The sequence below is a fragment of the Gordonia sp. ABKF26 genome, from assembly GCF_041103195.1.
GTDB classification, from domain to species: domain Bacteria; phylum Actinomycetota; class Actinomycetes; order Mycobacteriales; family Mycobacteriaceae; genus Gordonia; species Gordonia terrae.
Genome location: NZ_JBGCVZ010000003.1, coordinates 3,848,079 through 3,864,753, shown reverse-complemented (window position 1 = coordinate 3,864,753; position 16,675 = coordinate 3,848,079). Strand labels below are relative to the sequence as shown.

Here is a 16,675-nt window from a genome sequence, read left to right as displayed (position 1 = left end):
GCATCGAGCATCTTTTGTGGATGTTGATGTTTGTTTTTTTGTGTGGCGCTCGGCCCCGTCTGGGTGTCACATACTGCTAGGTTTATTTTGGTCAGGTTGTGCTTTCCTGATTTGTGTTGAAACGCCGGCTCTTTTTGGGGGTTGGTTTTGTTTCACTGTTTTTTCATGGAGAGTTTGATCCTGGCTCAGGACGAACGCTGGCGGCGTGCTTAACACATGCAAGTCGAACGGAAAGGCCCAGCTTGCTGGGTACTCGAGTGGCGAACGGGTGAGTAACACGTGGGTGATCTGCCCTGCACTCTGGGATAAGCCTGGGAAACTGGGTCTAATACCGGATATGACCAACTGTCGCATGGTGGTTGGTGGAAAGCTTTTGCGGTGTGGGATGGGCCCGCGGCCTATCAGCTTGTTGGTGGGGTAATGGCCTACCAAGGCGACGACGGGTAGCCGACCTGAGAGGGTGATCGGCCACACTGGGACTGAGACACGGCCCAGACTCCTACGGGAGGCAGCAGTGGGGAATATTGCACAATGGGCGCAAGCCTGATGCAGCGACGCCGCGTGAGGGATGACGGCCTTCGGGTTGTAAACCTCTTTCACCAGGGACGAAGCGTGAGTGACGGTACCTGGAGAAGAAGCACCGGCCAACTACGTGCCAGCAGCCGCGGTAATACGTAGGGTGCGAGCGTTGTCCGGAATTACTGGGCGTAAAGAGCTCGTAGGCGGTTTGTCGCGTCGTCTGTGAAATTCTGCAACTCAATTGCAGGCGTGCAGGCGATACGGGCAGACTTGAGTACTACAGGGGAGACTGGAATTCCTGGTGTAGCGGTGAAATGCGCAGATATCAGGAGGAACACCGGTGGCGAAGGCGGGTCTCTGGGTAGTAACTGACGCTGAGGAGCGAAAGCGTGGGTAGCGAACAGGATTAGATACCCTGGTAGTCCACGCCGTAAACGGTGGGTACTAGGTGTGGGTTCCTTTTCACGGGATCCGTGCCGTAGCTAACGCATTAAGTACCCCGCCTGGGGAGTACGGCCGCAAGGCTAAAACTCAAAGGAATTGACGGGGGCCCGCACAAGCGGCGGAGCATGTGGATTAATTCGATGCAACGCGAAGAACCTTACCTGGGTTTGACATACACCAGACGCGGCTAGAGATAGTCGTTCCCTTGTGGTTGGTGTACAGGTGGTGCATGGCTGTCGTCAGCTCGTGTCGTGAGATGTTGGGTTAAGTCCCGCAACGAGCGCAACCCTTGTCCTGTATTGCCAGCGGGTTATGCCGGGGACTTGCAGGAGACTGCCGGGGTCAACTCGGAGGAAGGTGGGGATGACGTCAAGTCATCATGCCCCTTATGTCCAGGGCTTCACACATGCTACAATGGCTGGTACAGAGGGCTGCGATACCGTGAGGTGGAGCGAATCCCTTAAAGCCAGTCTCAGTTCGGATTGGGGTCTGCAACTCGACCCCATGAAGTCGGAGTCGCTAGTAATCGCAGATCAGCAACGCTGCGGTGAATACGTTCCCGGGCCTTGTACACACCGCCCGTCACGTCATGAAAGTCGGTAACACCCGAAGCCGGTGGCCTAACCCCTTGTGGGAGGGAGCTGTCGAAGGTGGGATCGGCGATTGGGACGAAGTCGTAACAAGGTAGCCGTACCGGAAGGTGCGGCTGGATCACCTCCTTTCTAAGGAGCACACAACAACACCTTCTACGTGACCGTTTGTGTTGCGGTGGGTGTGTGTTCGAGGGTGAAACATCAGACAGACTCACCGCTTCCACACGTGTGGGAGGGTCGGGGGTTACGGCCGTGCCTGTGAGGGCCGGCGGGTTCATTGTCACGCTATCGGGGTTCTGAGGGAACACGCGAGTGTTGTCTCTGACCTTGCTGTTCGATCAGTCATGCCGGTGAGGTGTCCTGTGATGGGATGCGGAGGTGTGTGCGGTGGAACGGTGTGTGTTGTTTGAGAAGTGCATAGTGGATGCGAGCATCTTTATTTCAAATCAACTTTTTTGTTGGTCTGTGATTTAGCAGAAAAATGTAGTGTGTGATGTCTACATTCGGTCCTCGCGGTGCGGCCCTGTTGTGGGGTTGTGGTTGTGGGGGTTGTTTGTAGGTGTTGTTGTAAGTGTGTAAGGGCGTTCGGTGGATGCCTTGGTACCAGGAGCCGATGAAGGACGTGGTAGGCCGCGATAGTCCTCGGGGAGTTGTCAAACGAGCTGTGATCCGAGGGTGTCCGAATGGGGAAACCCAGCACGAGTGATGTCGTGTTACCACCAGCTGAATGTATAGGCTGTGTGGGGGGAACGTGGGGAAGTGAAACATCTCAGTACCCATAGGAAGAGAAAACAATTGTGATTCCGTGAGTAGTGGCGAGCGAAAGCGGAGGAGGCTAAACCATGCGCATGTGATACCGGGTAGGGGTTGTGCGTGTGGGGTTGTGGGGTTCGTCTTCTTCCATCTGCCTGTGGAAGCGTGAGTGAGAAAATCATGTGTTAGGTGAAGTGGCCTGGAATGGTCTGCCGTAGTCGGTGAGAGTCCGGTAGCTGAAAACACATGGTCTTGCGTGACGGTGTCCCCAAGTAGCAGCGGGCTCGTGGAATCTGCTGTGAATCTGCCGGGACCACCCGGTAAGCCTGAATACTTCCTGGTGACCGATAGCGGACAAGTACCGTGAGGGAAAGGTGAAAAGTACCCCGGGAGGGGAGTGAAATAGTACCTGAAACCGGACGCTTACAATCCGTCAAAGCCTGTGAGTCCTTGTGGCTGCGGGTGATGGCGTGCCTTTTGAAGAATGAGCCTGCGAGTTAGTGCTCGGTGGCGAGGTTAACCCGTGTGGGGTAGCCGTAGCGAAAGCGAGTCTGAATAGGGCGTTTGAGTCGCCGGGTCTAGACCCGAAGCGGAGTGATCTACCCATGGCCAGGGTGAAGCGTCGGTAAGACGTCGTGGAGGCCCGAACCCACTTCAGTTGAAAATGGAGGGGATGAGTTGTGGGTAGGGGTGAAAGGCCAATCAAACTCCGTGATAGCTGGTTCTCCCCGAAATGCATTTAGGTGCAGCGTCACATGTTTCTTACTGGAGGTAGAGCTACTGGATGGCCGATGGGCCCCACAGGGTTACTGACGTCAGCCAAACTCCGAATGCCGGTAAGTGAGAGTGTGGCAGTGAGACTGCGGGCGATAAGGTTCGTAGTCGAGAGGGAAACAGCCCAGATCGCCGGCTAAGGCCCCTAAGCGTGTACTAAGTGGAAAAGGATGTGGGGTCGCGAAGACAACCAGGAGGTTGGCTTAGAAGCAGCCACCCTTGAAAGAGTGCGTAATAGCTCACTGGTCAAGTGATCCTGCGCCGACAATGTAGCGGGGCTCAAGTACACCGCCGAAGCCGCGGCACTCACATATAGCCCGTCGATCTTCTACGGAGGGTCGGCCAGGTGTGTGGGTGGGTAGGGGAGCGTCCTGCATCCGTGGAAGCGCCGGAGTGATCCAGGTGTGGAGGGTGTGGGAGTGAGAATGCAGGCATGAGTAGCGAAAGCAGAGTGAGAAACTCTGCCGCCGAATGACCAAGGGTTCCTGGGCCAGGCTAATCCGCCCAGGGTGAGTCGGGACCTAAGGCGAGGCCGACAGGCGTAGTCGATGGACAACGGGTTGATATTCCCGTACCCGTGTATCCGCGCCCATGCTGAATCAGTTGTACTAACCATCCTGATCCCCCGGGAGCACCTTCGGGTGCCGAGTTGGGGTGATGCATGGGACCTTGGCTGGTAGTAGGCAAGCGATGGGGTGACGCAGGAAGGTAGTGGGGCCAGTCAGTGGTTGTACTGGTGTAAGCCTGTAGGGCGAGTGATAGGCAAATCCGTCACTCATGCAGCCTGAGAGGTGATGCGTAGCCGTTGAGGTGAATTCCATGATCCTATGCTGCCGAGAAAAGCCTCTAGTGAGTTGGTACACGGCCCGTACCCCAAACCAACACAGGTGGTCAGGTAGAGAATACTAAGGCGATCGAGAGAACTGTGGTTAAGGAACTCGGCAAAATGCCCCCGTAACTTCGGGAGAAGGGGGACCCATCCTGGTGACGGCATGTACTGCTTGAGCTGGTGTGGGTCGCAGAGACCAGAGAGAAGCGACTGTTTACTAAAAACACAGGTCCGTGCGAAGTCGTAAGACGATGTATACGGACTGACGCCTGCCCGGTGCTGGAAGGTTAAGAGGACCGGTTAGTCATTTCGGTGGCGAAGCTGAGAATTTAAGCCCCAGTAAACGGCGGTGGTAACTATAACCATCCTAAGGTAGCGAAATTCCTTGTCGGGTAAGTTCCGACCTGCACGAATGGCGTAACGACTTCTCTGCTGTCTCAACCACAGACTCGGCGAAATTGCAGTACGAGTAAAGATGCTCGTTACGCGCGGCAGGACGAAAAGACCCCGGGACCTTCACTATAGCTTGGTATTGGTGTTCGGTTCGGTTTGTGTAGGATAGGTGGGAGACTGTGAAGTGGGCACGCCAGTGTTCATGGAGTCGTTGTTGAAATACCACTCTGATCGTATTGGACTTCTAACCTCGGACCCTGATCGGGTTCAGGGACAGTGCCTGGTGGGTAGTTTAACTGGGGCGGTTGCCTCCTAAAAGGTAACGGAGGCGCCCAAAGGTTCCCTCAGCCTGGTTGGCAATCAGGTGTTGAGTGTAAGTGCACAAGGGAGCTTGACTGTGAGACGTACATGTCGAGCAGGGACGAAAGTCGGGACTAGTGATCCGGCACCGGCAAGTGGAAGCGGTGTCGCTCAACGGATAAAAGGTACCCCGGGGATAACAGGCTGATCTTCCCCAAGAGTCCATATCGACGGGATGGTTTGGCACCTCGATGTCGGCTCGTCGCATCCTGGGGCTGGAGTAGGTCCCAAGGGTTGGGCTGTTCGCCCATTAAAGCGGCACGCGAGCTGGGTTTAGAACGTCGTGAGACAGTTCGGTCTCTATCCGCCGCGCGCGTAAGAAACTTGAGGAAACCTGTCCCTAGTACGAGAGGACCGGGACGGACGAACCTCTGGTGTGCCAGTTGTCCCGCCAGGGGCACTGCTGGTTAGCTACGTTCGGAAGGGATAACCGCTGAAAGCATCTAAGCGGGAAGCCTGTTCCAAGATGAGGTTTCTCACCCCCTCAGCGGGGTTAAGGCCCCCTACAGACCATGGGGTTGATAGGCCAGAACTGTACGCACAGCAATGTGTTCAGGTGACTGGTACTAATCGGCCGAGGACTTACCAACAACACCCACAACATCACCACGCAAGTGACTGTGGTGGTGTTCGCATCCACTATGTACTTCTGAAACAACACACAACAAACAAACACTGTTGTGTGGAAAGTGTTTCACAAAGTTACGGCGGCTATAGCGGAGGGGAAACGCCCGGCCCCATTCCGAACCCGGAAGCTAAGCCCTCCAGCGCCAATGGTACTGCACCCTAATCAGTGTGGGAGAGTAGGACACCGCCGAACACAATTTCCCACTGTGGCCCCTCACGATTCGTGAGGGGCCACAGTGCATTTCTGGATCAGTGTCCAGGTTCAGTCGGTGCCCTTGGGTACCACGATCATCGGCACGGACACCGCCCGGAGGATCTTGGCCGCGGTTGTTCCGAGGAACAAGGTGCTGGGCGCCGCGAGCCGGCTCGACCCGACCATCACCACGTCACCGTCCTGCCAGTCCAGCGAACCGACCGCGTCTTCGATCGTCGATCCTTGGGCCACCGCGGAGCTGACCGGAAAGTCCTGTGGCAGCTGCTCTCTGGCCGCCTCGAGACTGCGTCGTGCGTGTTCCCGAGCGGAGTCGAGTGCGCGTTCCTCGGGTTCGGTGCGCCACGGTTGCACGTCGTCGACGGCCACCAGCGAGATCAAGCGGATCGGCCGTTGGGCACGGACGCCGCTGCGAAGCGCGGTCTGGAACAGCAGCTGGGTCCCGGGTCGACTGCCGATCGCAACCGAGATCTCCCGGACCTCGTCGGCGCCGAGGTGAGCGAATCCCGGTGGCGCCACCGCGACCGGGACGGGTGCCGAGTGCAGGATGTCGTTCACGACGGTCCCGAGCGTGTGTCGTCCGCGGATGCCGCCGCCTGCGCCGCCGATCACCAGCATGTCTGCCGAGGTCCGTCGGGCCTGCACGATCAGTCCCTCACCCGGATTGGCATGTTCGGCGATCGTCGTGGTGGTCTCGATGTCGTCGGGCAGTTTGGCTGCCGCCGCGTCGAGCCAGCGTCGGGCAGCGCTGTCCAGGGCGTCGGAGAGGCGTTCCACCGACACCTGTTCGGACGGGTCGGTGCTCTCCGGCTCCGGTGGGATGACGATGCAGAGTTCGAGTTCGGCGTCGAAGGTGCGCGCAAGGCAGGCACCCAGAGCGACCGCGTCGTCGCCTCCCGAGGTCGCGATGTATGCGACGAGCAACTTCATGGGTACTCCCAGCGTCGGTGTCTCGGTCCCCGGTCATCGCCAGCCTAGTCATCGGGTGGAGCCCCGGGGTGTACCCGACGCGGCGGAGATCCGTCGCGGTGTCGGGGTGGCACGGGACACGCTTAGATGGAGGACATGGAGTCCCTCGTCGACGGATATTTCAGCCACATCATGAACGAGTGCCGATCGGATCATGGGGGTGCGGTGGCTGACTACATCCCGGAACTGTCTGCGGTGGACCCGAACGGGTATGCGCTGTCCCTCTGTGTGCACGATGGACACACCTACTCGCACGGCGACACGGCCACGGCGTTCACCATCCAGGCGGTGTCGAAGCCGCTCACGTACGCGATGGCGTTGCAGAAGCACGGTGCGGTCGCAGTGGACGCGAAAATCGGCGTCGAACCGTCGGGGGAGGCGTTCAACGAGATCAGCGTCGACGACCGGCGCCGGCCGAAGAACCCGATGATCAACGCCGGCGCGATCTTCGCGGCGTCGATGCTGTTGCCGCCGATGGACGCCGTCGACGAGGCCGCGGTGGCGGCGGCGTTCGCCGACGTGCTCGAGTTCTACTCCGGGTGTGCCGGTCGACGACTGACGATGGACGAGGACGTCTATGCCTCGGAGTCGGCCACCGGATCGCGCAACCGGGCGATCGCCTACATGCTCGACAGCTTCGGGGCGCTCGAGACCAGTCCCGACGCCGCGCTCGACCTGTACTACCGGCAGTGCTCGATTCGCGTGACCACCGACGATCTCGCCGGAATCGGAGCCACCATCGCCAACGGTGGGGTGAACCCGCGTACCGGCCGTTCGGTGTTCTCCGGTGAGACGGCGCAACGCCTCCTCAGTGTCATGACCACCTGCGGCATGTACGACGGTGCGGGTGACTGGGTCACCACAGTCGGCCTGCCAGCCAAGAGCGGCGTCGGCGGCGGCATCCTCGCGGTCCTGCCGGGCCAGCTCGGCATCGGGGTGTACTCACCCCGCCTCGACGAGCACGGCAACAGCGTCCGCGGAGTCCAGGTGTGCCGTTCGTTGTCGAAGGATCTCGGACTGCACATGTTCAACGTGACCAGGGAGAGCCGGGTGACAATCCGGTCGGTCTACGACCTCTCGGACACATCCGTGGGAGCGGAGTGGAGCGAGCGGGAGCGCAGCTATCTGCGGACCTGCCGCGACACCATACGGGTATACGAACTCCAGGGTGATCTGACTTTCGCCGGAGCCGAGAGCGTGCATCGCCGTCTGGAAGCCGACATGAACCAGTACACCGTGGTGATCGTCGAGATCTCGCGGATCGGGGTGATCGACGCCGTCGCCCGCACCATGGTCCTGAGCATGAAGCGGCGGCTAGACCAGACCGGTCGACGGGCGATGCTCGTCGACCCCGACGGGGTGGTGCGAGCCAGTGTGGACCGCCACCGCAACGACACGGCGTTGCCCGATCTCGATGCGCCGCAAGAACTCCAGGGTTTCGATCCGGCGCTACCGCACGTGCACTCGACCATGGGCGACGCGATCACCGACGCCGAGACGTTCTTGCTCAAGCACTATTACGACCGGTGAGCAGCGACCCGTGGCCGACGGACAGGGGGTCACCGAAACCCTCGTCCGGATGGCCTAGGGTGGGCACGTGCGTCTCGTCATCGCGGAGTGTCAGGTCGATTACGTGGGGCGGCTGACCGCTCATCTGCCCATGGCTCGACGGTTGCTGTTGATCAAGTCGGACGGGTCGGTGAGCGTGCACGCCGACGACCGGGCCTACAAGCCGCTGAACTGGATGAGTCCGCCGTGCTGGCTCACCGAGGCGCAGGTTCCCGACGGCACGCAGGCACAGGCGTACTGGGTCGTCACCAACAAGGCCGGTGAGGAACTCCGCATCACGATCGCGTCGATCGAGCACGACTCGCAGCACGAGCTCGGGGTCGACCCCGGTCTCGTCAAGGACGGCGTGGAGGCGCATCTGCAGGAACTGCTCGCCGAGCACGTCGAGACGCTCGGTCCGGGTCACACCCTCATCCGCCGCGAGTACATGACCGCGATCGGGCCGGTCGACCTGCTGTGTCGGGACGCGTCGGGTGCCACGGTGGCGGTCGAGATCAAGCGACGCGGTGAGATCGACGGCGTCGAGCAGCTGACGCGGTACCTCGACCTGCTCAACCGCGACACCACGCTCGCCCCGGTGGCCGGGGTCTTCGCCGCGCAACAGATCAAGCCGCAGGCCCGGACGCTCGCCGAGGACCGCGGAATCCGGTGTGTGGTGCTGGATTACGACGAACTGCGCGGAGCGGAGAGTACGGAGTTCCGGCTCTTCTGAGGAGTGGCTTCGACCAGCTCGACCAGCGGACAGTCCTCCAGTCAGGCGTTGGATCGCACCTCGGGCGACCGCGCCTCGGGCGACAGTTTGCGGTTGAGGAGCTCGAGGTCGTCGGAGTCGGACAGCACGGAGTACTCGGAATCGTCCGGCTGGGCCAGCAGTTCCGGGAGCTCGGCCAGTTTGTCGCGGAGATGTCCGAGGTTCGCGGCGATGTCCTGACGGGTGCGATCGGCCGCCTGGGCGAGTTCGCGTGACCGGTCGAGCCGCTCCGTCGCGATGTCCAGTGCGGTCTGCCGGATGTGAGCCGCCTCGTCGAGAGCGCGTTCGCGCTGGTCGGCCAGTTCGGCGTCGTGGCGTTCCCGCTCGGCCCTGCGTTCGGCGGCACTGACCGCCTCCATCTCGGCGACGTCGGCCTTCGCCTTCTCCACGAGTCGACGGGCCTCGTCCTTGGCGGCCTGCATCGTCTTGCTGTGTTCGGCCTCCATCGCGGCGGAGCGCTCGGCGATGAGGCGCGCGGACTCCGACTCGTTGGCGGCCGCGGTCTCCTTGACCTGCCGGGCCCGGGCGGCGGCCTCGTCGACCAGCTTCTTCGCGGCGGTGCGGGCCTCGCCCCGGACACGCTCGGCGTCGGTCGCGGCGGAAGACCGCATGTCGGCGGCCTCCTGGCGGGCGATGGACAGCGTCTCGGCGGCCTCGGCCGAGGCCTCGGCGCGCATCTCCGACGCCTCGTCGGATGCCAGCTGCAGCATCCGGGACAGTCGCTCGCTCATGCCCTGCGCGGTGGTCGGCGGGACCGAGAGCTTGTCGACCTCGCGACGGAGCTCGGCGATCTCGTCGCGGGCGTCCTCGAGATGCGCGGCGAGTTCGTGCGCGTTGGCGGTGGCGGCGTCGCGATCCGCGGCGAGGACGCGCAGATCGGCGTCGAGCCGCTGGAGGTGGTCGGCGACCTGCTCACGGTCATAACCGCGCATCACGATCGCGAAGGGCAATTGCCGTGCGGGACCTGGCATGGCGGCCAGTGTATCGGAGAGCGCGCGGGATCTCCCCGGCCTCGGCGACGCCGCACGCGGACGTGCCGAGCGGGTCGGGCCGCCGGCGGGCCCGACCGGCTCGGCACGGTGAGTCGGTCAGTGACGCAACGGTTTTCGACCGTTGCGGGATATCAGTGCGCGGTGGCGGCGGGCTCCACGAGTTCGAGCAGGACGCCACCGGCGTCCTTGGGGTGGACGAAGTTGATCCGCGAGTCGGCGGTGCCTCGCTTGGCTGCCGGGTAGAGGACCCGGACGCCGGCTTCGGTGAGTCGCGCCGTCACCGCGTCGACGTCGGTGACGCGCACGGCGAGCTGCTGCAGACCCGGGCCGTTCCGGTCGATGAACTTGGCGATCGTCGAGGACTCGTCGAGCGGCGCGAGCAACTGGATCACCGCGCCGGTGCCGCCGGCCGGCCCGACCATGGCCTCTTCGACACCCTGTTCGGCATTCGTCTCCTGGTGCAGCGTCTCGAACCCGAGGTGGGTGGCGTACCACTCCTTCGCGGCGTCGAGATCGGGGACGGCGATGCCGACGTGATCGATGGCGATGATCAGGTCGGAGATCAGTGCGGTGGTGCTGGGGTCCGTTGCAGAGGAAGACATGGGACAACGGTAGCGTTGAGGTGTTGAGCGCACAGAGCGGGCGCTCGGTTGGCCCCCTTTTCGACACCCCCGGAGGTTCCTTCATGACTTCGACTGCCGACACGACAACGGTCATCGTCGCCGGTGCACGCACACCCTTCGGCCGCCTGCTGGGCTCGCTGAAGGACTTCAGCGGAGTGGACCTCGGCGCAGTCGCCATCAAGGGCGCGCTGGAGCGGTCCGGCGTACCCGCCTCGGAGGTCCAGTACGTGATCATGGGCCAGGTGCTGACCGCGGGGGCCGGTCAGATGCCTGCTCGCCAGGCGGCGATCAAGGCGGGCATCGGCTGGGACGTCCCGACCCTGACCATCAACAAGATGTGCCTGTCGGGCGTCGACGCGATCGCGCTGGCCGATCAGCTCATCCGGGCCGGGGAGTTCGACGTCGTCGTCGCCGGTGGCCAGGAGTCGATGACGCAGGCACCGCACCTCCTGCCCAACAGCCGCGGCGGCTTCAAGTACGGCAACACCGAACTCGTCGACCACATGGCCTTCGACGGACTGTTCGACGCCTTCACCGATCAGCCGATGGGGGCGCTGACCGAGCAGGGCAACGACGCCGACGGCTTCACCCGTGAGCAGCAGGACGAGTTCGCCGCGCGCAGCCACCGGCTCGCCGCCGCCGCATGGAAGAACGGTGTCTTCGACGACGAGGTCGTCCCGGTGTCCATCCCGCAGCGCAAGGGCGACCCGATCGAGTTCGCCGAGGACGAGGGCATCCGGGCCAACACGACCACCGAGTCGCTGTCCGGCCTGCAGCCGGCCTTCCGCAAGGACGGCACCATCACCGCGGGCAACTCGTCGCAGATCTCGGACGGCGCGGCCGCCGTGGTCGTGATGAGCAAGGCCAAGGCCGAGGAGCTCGGTGTCACGTGGCTGGCCGAGATCGGCGCCCACGGGGTCGTCGCCGGACCGGACTCGAGCCTGCAGGCGCAGCCGGCCAACGCCATCGTCAAGGCCTGTGACCGCGAGGGCATCGCGCCGGCGGACCTCGACCTCATCGAGATCAACGAGGCGTTCGCGGCCGTCGGACTCTCCTCGACCAAGCAACTCGGCATCGACCCCGAGATCGTCAACGTCAACGGCGGCGCGATCGCGGTCGGGCACCCGATCGGCACCTCCGGCGCGCGGATCGCGCTGCATGTGGCGCTCGAGCTGAAGCGACGCGGCGGTGGTGTCGGGGCGGCTGCGCTGTGCGGAGCCGGCGGCCAGGGCGACGCCCTGATCATCCGGGTTCCGAAGGCGTGAGGAACGAGACGTCTACGACACCTTGTAGTAGTTTTCTGTCCGATTCGGCACAATGAGGGCCATGCTGTCATTCTTCGACCTGACCACACCCGCCAAGCGCTTCCGGTTCGTCGCCGTCGCCGAGGCGATCACCTGGGCGATACTGCTGGTCGCCATGGTCGTCAAGCGGGTGAACGACGACGACGAGGCGATTGCCAAGCCGGGAATGATCCACGGGATCGTCTTCGTGCTCTTCGTGGTCGTCGCCCTCGTCACGGCTGTGCAGCTCAAGTGGAACTCCGTGAAGTGGGAGCTGCCGGTGGGCTCGCGCCGGATCGGGATCCCGATCGTGACCCTGCTCGCGCTGGTGTCGAGCCTGCCGCCGTTCGGCACGATCGTGTTCGAGTGGTGGGCGCGCCGTAACGGCCATCTCGCCGAGCTGTCCACCGATCGCGCACCGAGGCAGGCCACAGCCTGACCGCCCCGACCGCACCTTCGATCGCCCCGACGCTACGCCGGTCACGCCGCAGCGTCGGGGCGATCTTTGCGCTCAACGGGTTCCTCGCGGCGATGTGGGTGGCGCACATCCCGGTCATCAGCGAGCGCACCGGGGTCGGCCACGATCAACTCGGCGGCCTGCTCCTGCTGCTCGGCGCCTCGGCGTTCGTGGGCATGCAGGTCTGCGGCCGCCTGATCGACCGTCGGGGTTCCCGCCCGGTGACCATCGGGGCCGCCGTGTTGCTGTCGGCGGTGATCATCGCGCCGGTGCTCGCCGTCGACGCACTGACCCTCGCCGCCGCACTCGTCGCCTTCGGCTTCGCCAACGGTTGTCTCGATGTGTCGATGAACGCGCAGGCAGTTGTGGTGGAACGGGCCTACCGCCGTCCGATCATGTCGTCGTTCCACGGCTTCTTCTCCGCGGGCAGCCTGGTGGGATCCGGAGTGGTCGCCGCGACGCTGTGGGCCGACGTCGGAGTCATCCTCACGGTGGCCTGCGCCGCGGTGGCCGGTGTCGGCGTCGTCGCGTGGAACGCCCGTGGACTGGCCGGCCGCGAGGTCGGCTCCGACGAGACGGGCGCACGAGGCGGTCGGACCTCGGACACCGAGTCCGCGAAGTGGTGGCACACCGTGGACCGGCGGCGCCTCGTGCTCCTGGCGGTGGTCGCCTTCGCGCTGATGCTGGCCGAGGGCACCGCCTACGACTGGAGTGCACTGCACGTGGTGGAGACCTTCGGCTCCGCCGAGGCGGTCGGCGCCATCGCGTTCGGCGCATTCAGCGCGACGATGACCGTGACGCGGTTCGTGATCGACCCGGTGGTCGCGTCGGTGGGCCCGGTGGCCGTCGTTCGCTACGGCGGTCTGCTCGGCACCGCCGGCATCGTGATCGCGGTGCTCTCGCCCGTACCCGCGCTCGCGATCGTCGGGTGGGGCGTGTTCGGGCTCGGCCTGGCGGGCCTGATCCCGCAGATCTTCACCGCGGCGGGCAATCTGTCGGGTGAGTCGAGCGGTCGGACGATCTCCGCGGTCGTCGGATGCGGATACCTCGGCATGCTCGCCGGCCCCGCGGTCGTCGGCTTCATCAGCAGCCGGACCTCGCTGAACACCGGACTGCTCGCCGCGGTGGTGGCACTCGCACTCGCCGTCGCACTCGCGCCCGTCGTTCGTCCCGACGGTGCCCGCGCGGCAACCCCGGACGGGGCCGGTTCACGCGACGCCGACTGATTCCGCGTCGCGGGTCGTGACACACTGGAGGGGTGACGCGACCAACCAATCGTCAGCAGGCCGCCGCCGCGGCCCGACAGCAGGCGGCAGCAGCCATGGCCATGTCCGGCGCGGTGGATCTCGGCGGCCTCAAGGAGCGCGCCGAAGCCGAACGCGCGCAGGCACAACGGGCACAGTCCCAGGCGGCCCAGCCCGGTCAGGCGCCTGCCCCGGGCGGACAACCGGCGGCCGCCGGCGCGGGACCCGCGTCGGCAGCGGTCCTCGACGTCACCGAGGAGACGTTCGAGGCAGAGGTCCTCAACCGGTCGATGCAGCAACTCGTCGTCATCGACCTGTGGGCGGAGTGGTGCGGTCCGTGTAAGCAGCTCTCGCCGGTCCTGGAGCGTCTGGCCGCCGAATCGGGCGGGCGCTGGATGCTGGCGAAGGTCGACGTCGATGCGAATCCGCGTATCGCACAGGCGTTCCGGGTGCAGTCGATCCCCATGGTCGTCGCGATCGTGCAGGGTCAGCCGGTGACCGCCTTCAACGGTGTCCGCTCCGAGGCCGAGATCACCCAGTGGATCGACGACATCTTCGCCCAGGTCGGCGACGTCCTGCCCGGTGTGCCGGACGGGCCCGCTCCCGAACCGGAACCCGAGGACCCGAGGTTGGTCGCGGCCGAGGCGAAGCTGAACGACGGTGACTTCGACGGTGCCCTCGCAGACTATCGGGCCATCGCCGAGGCGGAGCCGGAGAACCTCGAAGCGGCATCTGCCGCACGCAATCTCGAGTTCATCCTGCGTGCGCAGGCGCACGATCCCGCGATCGTGGAGACGGCGTCCCCGCGTGACGTCGACGCGCAACTCGCGGCCGCGGATGTCCTGCTGCTGTCGCAGCAACCCGAGGCCGCGTTCGACCGCATCATCGACGTGGTCCGGGTGACCGCGGGCGAGGAGCGCACCCGTGCGCGCACGCGACTGCTCGAGCTGTTCGAACTCTTCGATCCCGCCGAACAGTTCGTCGTGAGCGCCCGTCGCAAGCTCGCCAGCGCGCTCTACTGACGGGGTGAGGCCACGGCGGGCCGGCTCCGCCGCGGCACCAGCCAGATCGCCGAGTTGGCGGGCAGCATGACCCGCGCCGACACGGGACGCCCGTGATATGACGGACCGTCCGCCGTGACCGACCCCATGTTGCCGCGTCCGGCGCCGCTGTAGGCGTCGGCGTCGGTGTTGAGGATCTCGTCCCAGACGCCCGCCGACGGCAGCCCGACCTGATAGTCGGAGCGATCGGAACCGCTGAGGTTGAACAGGCAGGCGACGACCGAGCCGTCGGTGCCGTATCGCAGGAAGCTGATCACGTTGTTCGCGGTGTCGTTGGCGTCGATCCACTCGTAGCCGAGTGGGTCGGTGTCCTGCGAGTACAGCGCGGGTCGCAAGCGGTAGATCCGGTTCAGGTCGGTGACGAGAGCCGAGATGCCGGAATGCAGTTCGCCCTCCCAGCCCTCCAGCTGATGCCAGTCCAGACTGCGGTTGTCGGCCCACTCGCCGGTCTGCCCGAACTCTTGTCCCATGAACAGCAACTGCTTACCCGGGTGCGACCACATGTAGGCGAGGTACACCCGCACACCCGCGGCCTTGGCGAACGAGTCGCCCGGCATCCGCGTCCACAGCGTGCCCTTGCCGTGCACGACCTCGTCGTGGGAGAGGGGCAGCACGAAGTTCTCGCTCCACGCGTACACCAGCGAGAAGGTGATCTCGTGGTGGTGGAAGCTCCGGTGGATCTGGTCGCGCGACAGATAGTCGAGGGTGTCGTGCATCCAGCCCATGTTCCATTTGAAGCTGAAACCCAACCCGCCGAGATCGGTCATGCGGGTCACGCCCGGCCAGGCGGTCGACTCCTCGGCGACCGTGATCACGCCCGGAAAGTGTTTGTGGACGGTCGCATTCGTCTCCTGGAGGAACTGCACGGCCTCCAGGTTCTCGCGGCCGCCGTGGACGTTGGGGCGCCACTGCCCGGCCGGGCGCGAGTAGTCCAGGTACAGCATCGAGGCGACGGCGTCGACGCGCAGACCGTCGATGTGGAATTCGCTGAACCAGAACAGGGCGTTCGCGACGAGGAAGTTGCGGACCTCGTGGCGACCGAAGTCGAAGACGTAGGTGCCCCAGTCGAGCTGCTCACCGCGCATCGGATCGGCGTGCTCGTAGAGCGGGGTGCCGTCGAAACGGGCCAGCGCCCAGTCGTCCTTGGGGAAGTGGGCCGGCACCCAGTCGACGATGACGGCGATGTCGCGGGAGTGGAGATGGTCGACCAGGTAGCGGAAGTCGTCGGGCGTCCCGAAGCGGGCCGTCGGCGCGTAGTAGGACGTGACCTGATAGCCCCACGAGCCGCCGAACGGATGCTCGGCGACGGGTAGGAACTCGACGTGGGTGAAGCCCTTCTCGACCGCGTACTCGGCCAGTTCGTGGGCGAGTTCGCGGTACCCGAGGCCCTGACGCCACGACGCGAGGTGGACCTCGTAGACGCTCATCGGCTCACGTTCGGGTGCCGACCGCTCCCGGCGAGCGATCCAGGCGTCGTCGGACCACACGTGTTCGGACACGGTGACCCGCGACGCGGTCGCCGGCGGGGTACTGGTGCGGAAGGCCATGGGATCGGCCTTGTCGCGGATGACGCCGTCGGCTCCGTGGACGCGGAACTTGTAGTGGGTGCCGTCGCCGACGTCGGGGACGAAGACCTCCCACACGCCGCTGACCCCGACCTTGCGCATGGGCGCGACCCGTCCGGTCCAGGCGTCGAAGTCGCCGATCACGGTGACGCCGTGGGCATTCGGTGCCCACACGGAGAAGGCGGTGCCGTTCACCTCGCCGTCGGTGGTCGTGTACGACGTCACGCGCGCACCGAGGGCGTTCCACAGTGACTCGTGACGGCCCTCGCTGAACAGGTGGATGTCGATCTCGCCGAGGCTCGGCAGGAAGCGGTAGCCGTCGGCGACGACGAATTCCGCGGTGCCGCCGGCGGAATCGGGATAGACGACGCGGTACCGATAGTCCATCAGGTCGGCCATCGGTACGGTGACCACCCAGAGGTCGTCGGTCTGGCGGGTCATCGGGTGATCGACCCCGCCGATGACCGCGGACACCGAGAGCGCGTCCGGGCGCAACGTACGCAGGATGGTGGTGCCGCCGGGGGCGTCGTGGGCACCGAGGAACGCGTGCGGGTCGGGATGGGTCTGCGCGGCCAGCCGACGGAGGTCGTGGTCGGTGGCAGCGGGGTCCGGCAGGTCCGGCAGGCCCGGCGGATCAGGGCGATCGGTCACGAATACC

At 64.4% G+C, this 16,675-nt stretch carries 10 protein-coding genes and 3 rRNA genes; 9 read left to right on the top strand and 4 right to left on the bottom strand.

Going from position 1 to position 16,675, the window contains the following annotated elements; translation table 11 throughout:
• Nucleotides 1–162 precede the first annotated feature (162 nt).
• The 3 genes from AB4Z55_RS17845 (at nt 163) to rrf (ending at nt 5,485) form a co-directional block, all read left to right on the top strand.
• A 16S ribosomal RNA gene (locus AB4Z55_RS17845) occupies nt 163–1,685 on the top strand.
• A gap of 436 nt (nt 1,686–2,121) precedes the next feature.
• Nucleotides 2,122–5,255: ribosomal RNA gene (locus AB4Z55_RS17840) — 23S ribosomal RNA — on the top strand.
• A gap of 113 nt (nt 5,256–5,368) precedes the next feature.
• A 5S ribosomal RNA gene (rrf, locus tag AB4Z55_RS17835) occupies nt 5,369–5,485 on the top strand.
• Together the 16S, 23S and 5S rRNA genes form the textbook arrangement of a ribosomal RNA operon.
• Before the next feature lie 69 nt (nt 5,486–5,554).
• Here rrf and AB4Z55_RS17830 read toward each other — a convergent pair.
• Nucleotides 5,555–6,433, bottom strand: coding sequence for a universal stress protein (locus tag AB4Z55_RS17830; RefSeq protein ID WP_354559826.1), 879 nt, complete (start codon nt 6,431–6,433; stop codon nt 5,555–5,557).
• 135 nt (nt 6,434–6,568) lie between these two features.
• Here AB4Z55_RS17830 and glsA point away from each other — a divergent pair, with 135 nt between their 5' ends.
• Together glsA and nucS are read left to right on the top strand one after the other, a co-directional pair.
• A complete protein-coding gene (glsA, locus tag AB4Z55_RS17825; RefSeq protein WP_369520197.1) occupies nt 6,569–8,002 on the top strand; it encodes a glutaminase A in 1,434 nt (477 codons plus the stop codon).
• A gap of 67 nt (nt 8,003–8,069) precedes the next feature.
• Nucleotides 8,070–8,753 carry an endonuclease NucS gene (nucS, locus tag AB4Z55_RS17820; RefSeq protein WP_004019507.1) on the top strand — a complete coding sequence of 228 codons (684 nt, stop codon included), beginning with the start codon at nt 8,070–8,072 and terminating at the stop codon, nt 8,751–8,753.
• A gap of 41 nt (nt 8,754–8,794) precedes the next feature.
• Here the strand turns inward: nucS and AB4Z55_RS17815 are convergent, their stop codons facing one another.
• Entirely contained in the window at nt 8,795–9,763 is a 969-nt protein-coding gene (locus AB4Z55_RS17815) for a hypothetical protein (RefSeq protein WP_004019510.1), read from the bottom strand.
• A 152-nt stretch (nt 9,764–9,915) separates the two neighbouring features.
• A complete protein-coding gene (gene mce / locus AB4Z55_RS17810; protein WP_239402681.1) occupies nt 9,916–10,386 on the bottom strand; it encodes a methylmalonyl-CoA epimerase in 471 nt (156 codons plus the stop codon).
• An 83-nt stretch (nt 10,387–10,469) separates the two neighbouring features.
• Here mce and AB4Z55_RS17805 point away from each other — a divergent pair, with 83 nt between their 5' ends.
• The 4 genes from AB4Z55_RS17805 to AB4Z55_RS17790 all read left to right on the top strand — a co-directional run bounded on the left by AB4Z55_RS17805 (nt 10,470) and on the right by AB4Z55_RS17790 (nt 14,413).
• Nucleotides 10,470–11,672, top strand: coding sequence for an acetyl-CoA C-acetyltransferase (locus tag AB4Z55_RS17805; protein ID WP_354559822.1), 1,203 nt, complete (start codon nt 10,470–10,472; stop codon nt 11,670–11,672).
• Nucleotides 11,673–11,733: 61 nt separating this feature from the next.
• The gene (locus AB4Z55_RS17800; RefSeq protein ID WP_004019513.1) at nt 11,734–12,129 is read left to right on the top strand and encodes a DUF3817 domain-containing protein; all 396 of its coding nucleotides are present in this window, start codon (nt 11,734–11,736) and stop codon (nt 12,127–12,129) included.
• 92 nt (nt 12,130–12,221) lie between these two features.
• Complete coding sequence (locus tag AB4Z55_RS17795; protein WP_354559820.1) at nt 12,222–13,373, top strand: MFS transporter; 1,152 nt, start codon at nt 12,222–12,224, stop codon at nt 13,371–13,373.
• Between the two features lie 95 nt (nt 13,374–13,468).
• On the top strand, nt 13,469–14,413 hold the full coding sequence (locus tag AB4Z55_RS17790; protein WP_004019515.1) for a tetratricopeptide repeat protein: 945 nt from the start codon (nt 13,469–13,471) through the stop codon (nt 14,411–14,413).
• On the opposite strand, the gene glgB is transcribed toward AB4Z55_RS17790, so the two are convergent.
• Nucleotides 14,407–16,668: a 1,4-alpha-glucan branching protein GlgB gene (gene glgB, locus AB4Z55_RS17785; protein ID WP_369520196.1), complete on the bottom strand. Its 2,262-nt coding sequence runs from the start codon at nt 16,666–16,668 to the stop codon at nt 14,407–14,409. The two genes, AB4Z55_RS17790 and glgB, sit on opposite strands and share 7 nt — an antisense overlap.
• Between the last annotated feature and the right edge of the window lie 7 nt (nt 16,669–16,675).

Coding starts and splice junctions, on each gene's coding strand:
- AB4Z55_RS17830 (WP_354559826.1), bottom strand. CDS start 6,433: ATGAAGTTGCTCGTCGCATACATCGCGACCTCGGGAGGCGACGACGCG.
- glsA (WP_369520197.1), top strand. CDS start 6,569: ATGGAGTCCCTCGTCGACGGATATTTCAGCCACATCATGAACGAGTGC.
- AB4Z55_RS17815 (WP_004019510.1), bottom strand. CDS start 9,763: ATGCCAGGTCCCGCACGGCAATTGCCCTTCGCGATCGTGATGCGCGGT.
- mce (WP_239402681.1), bottom strand. CDS start 10,386: ATGTCTTCCTCTGCAACGGACCCCAGCACCACCGCACTGATCTCCGAC.
- AB4Z55_RS17805 (WP_354559822.1), top strand. CDS start 10,470: ATGACTTCGACTGCCGACACGACAACGGTCATCGTCGCCGGTGCACGC.
- AB4Z55_RS17800 (WP_004019513.1), top strand. CDS start 11,734: ATGCTGTCATTCTTCGACCTGACCACACCCGCCAAGCGCTTCCGGTTC.
- AB4Z55_RS17795 (WP_354559820.1), top strand. CDS start 12,222: ATGTGGGTGGCGCACATCCCGGTCATCAGCGAGCGCACCGGGGTCGGC.
- AB4Z55_RS17790 (WP_004019515.1), top strand. CDS start 13,469: ATGGCCATGTCCGGCGCGGTGGATCTCGGCGGCCTCAAGGAGCGCGCC.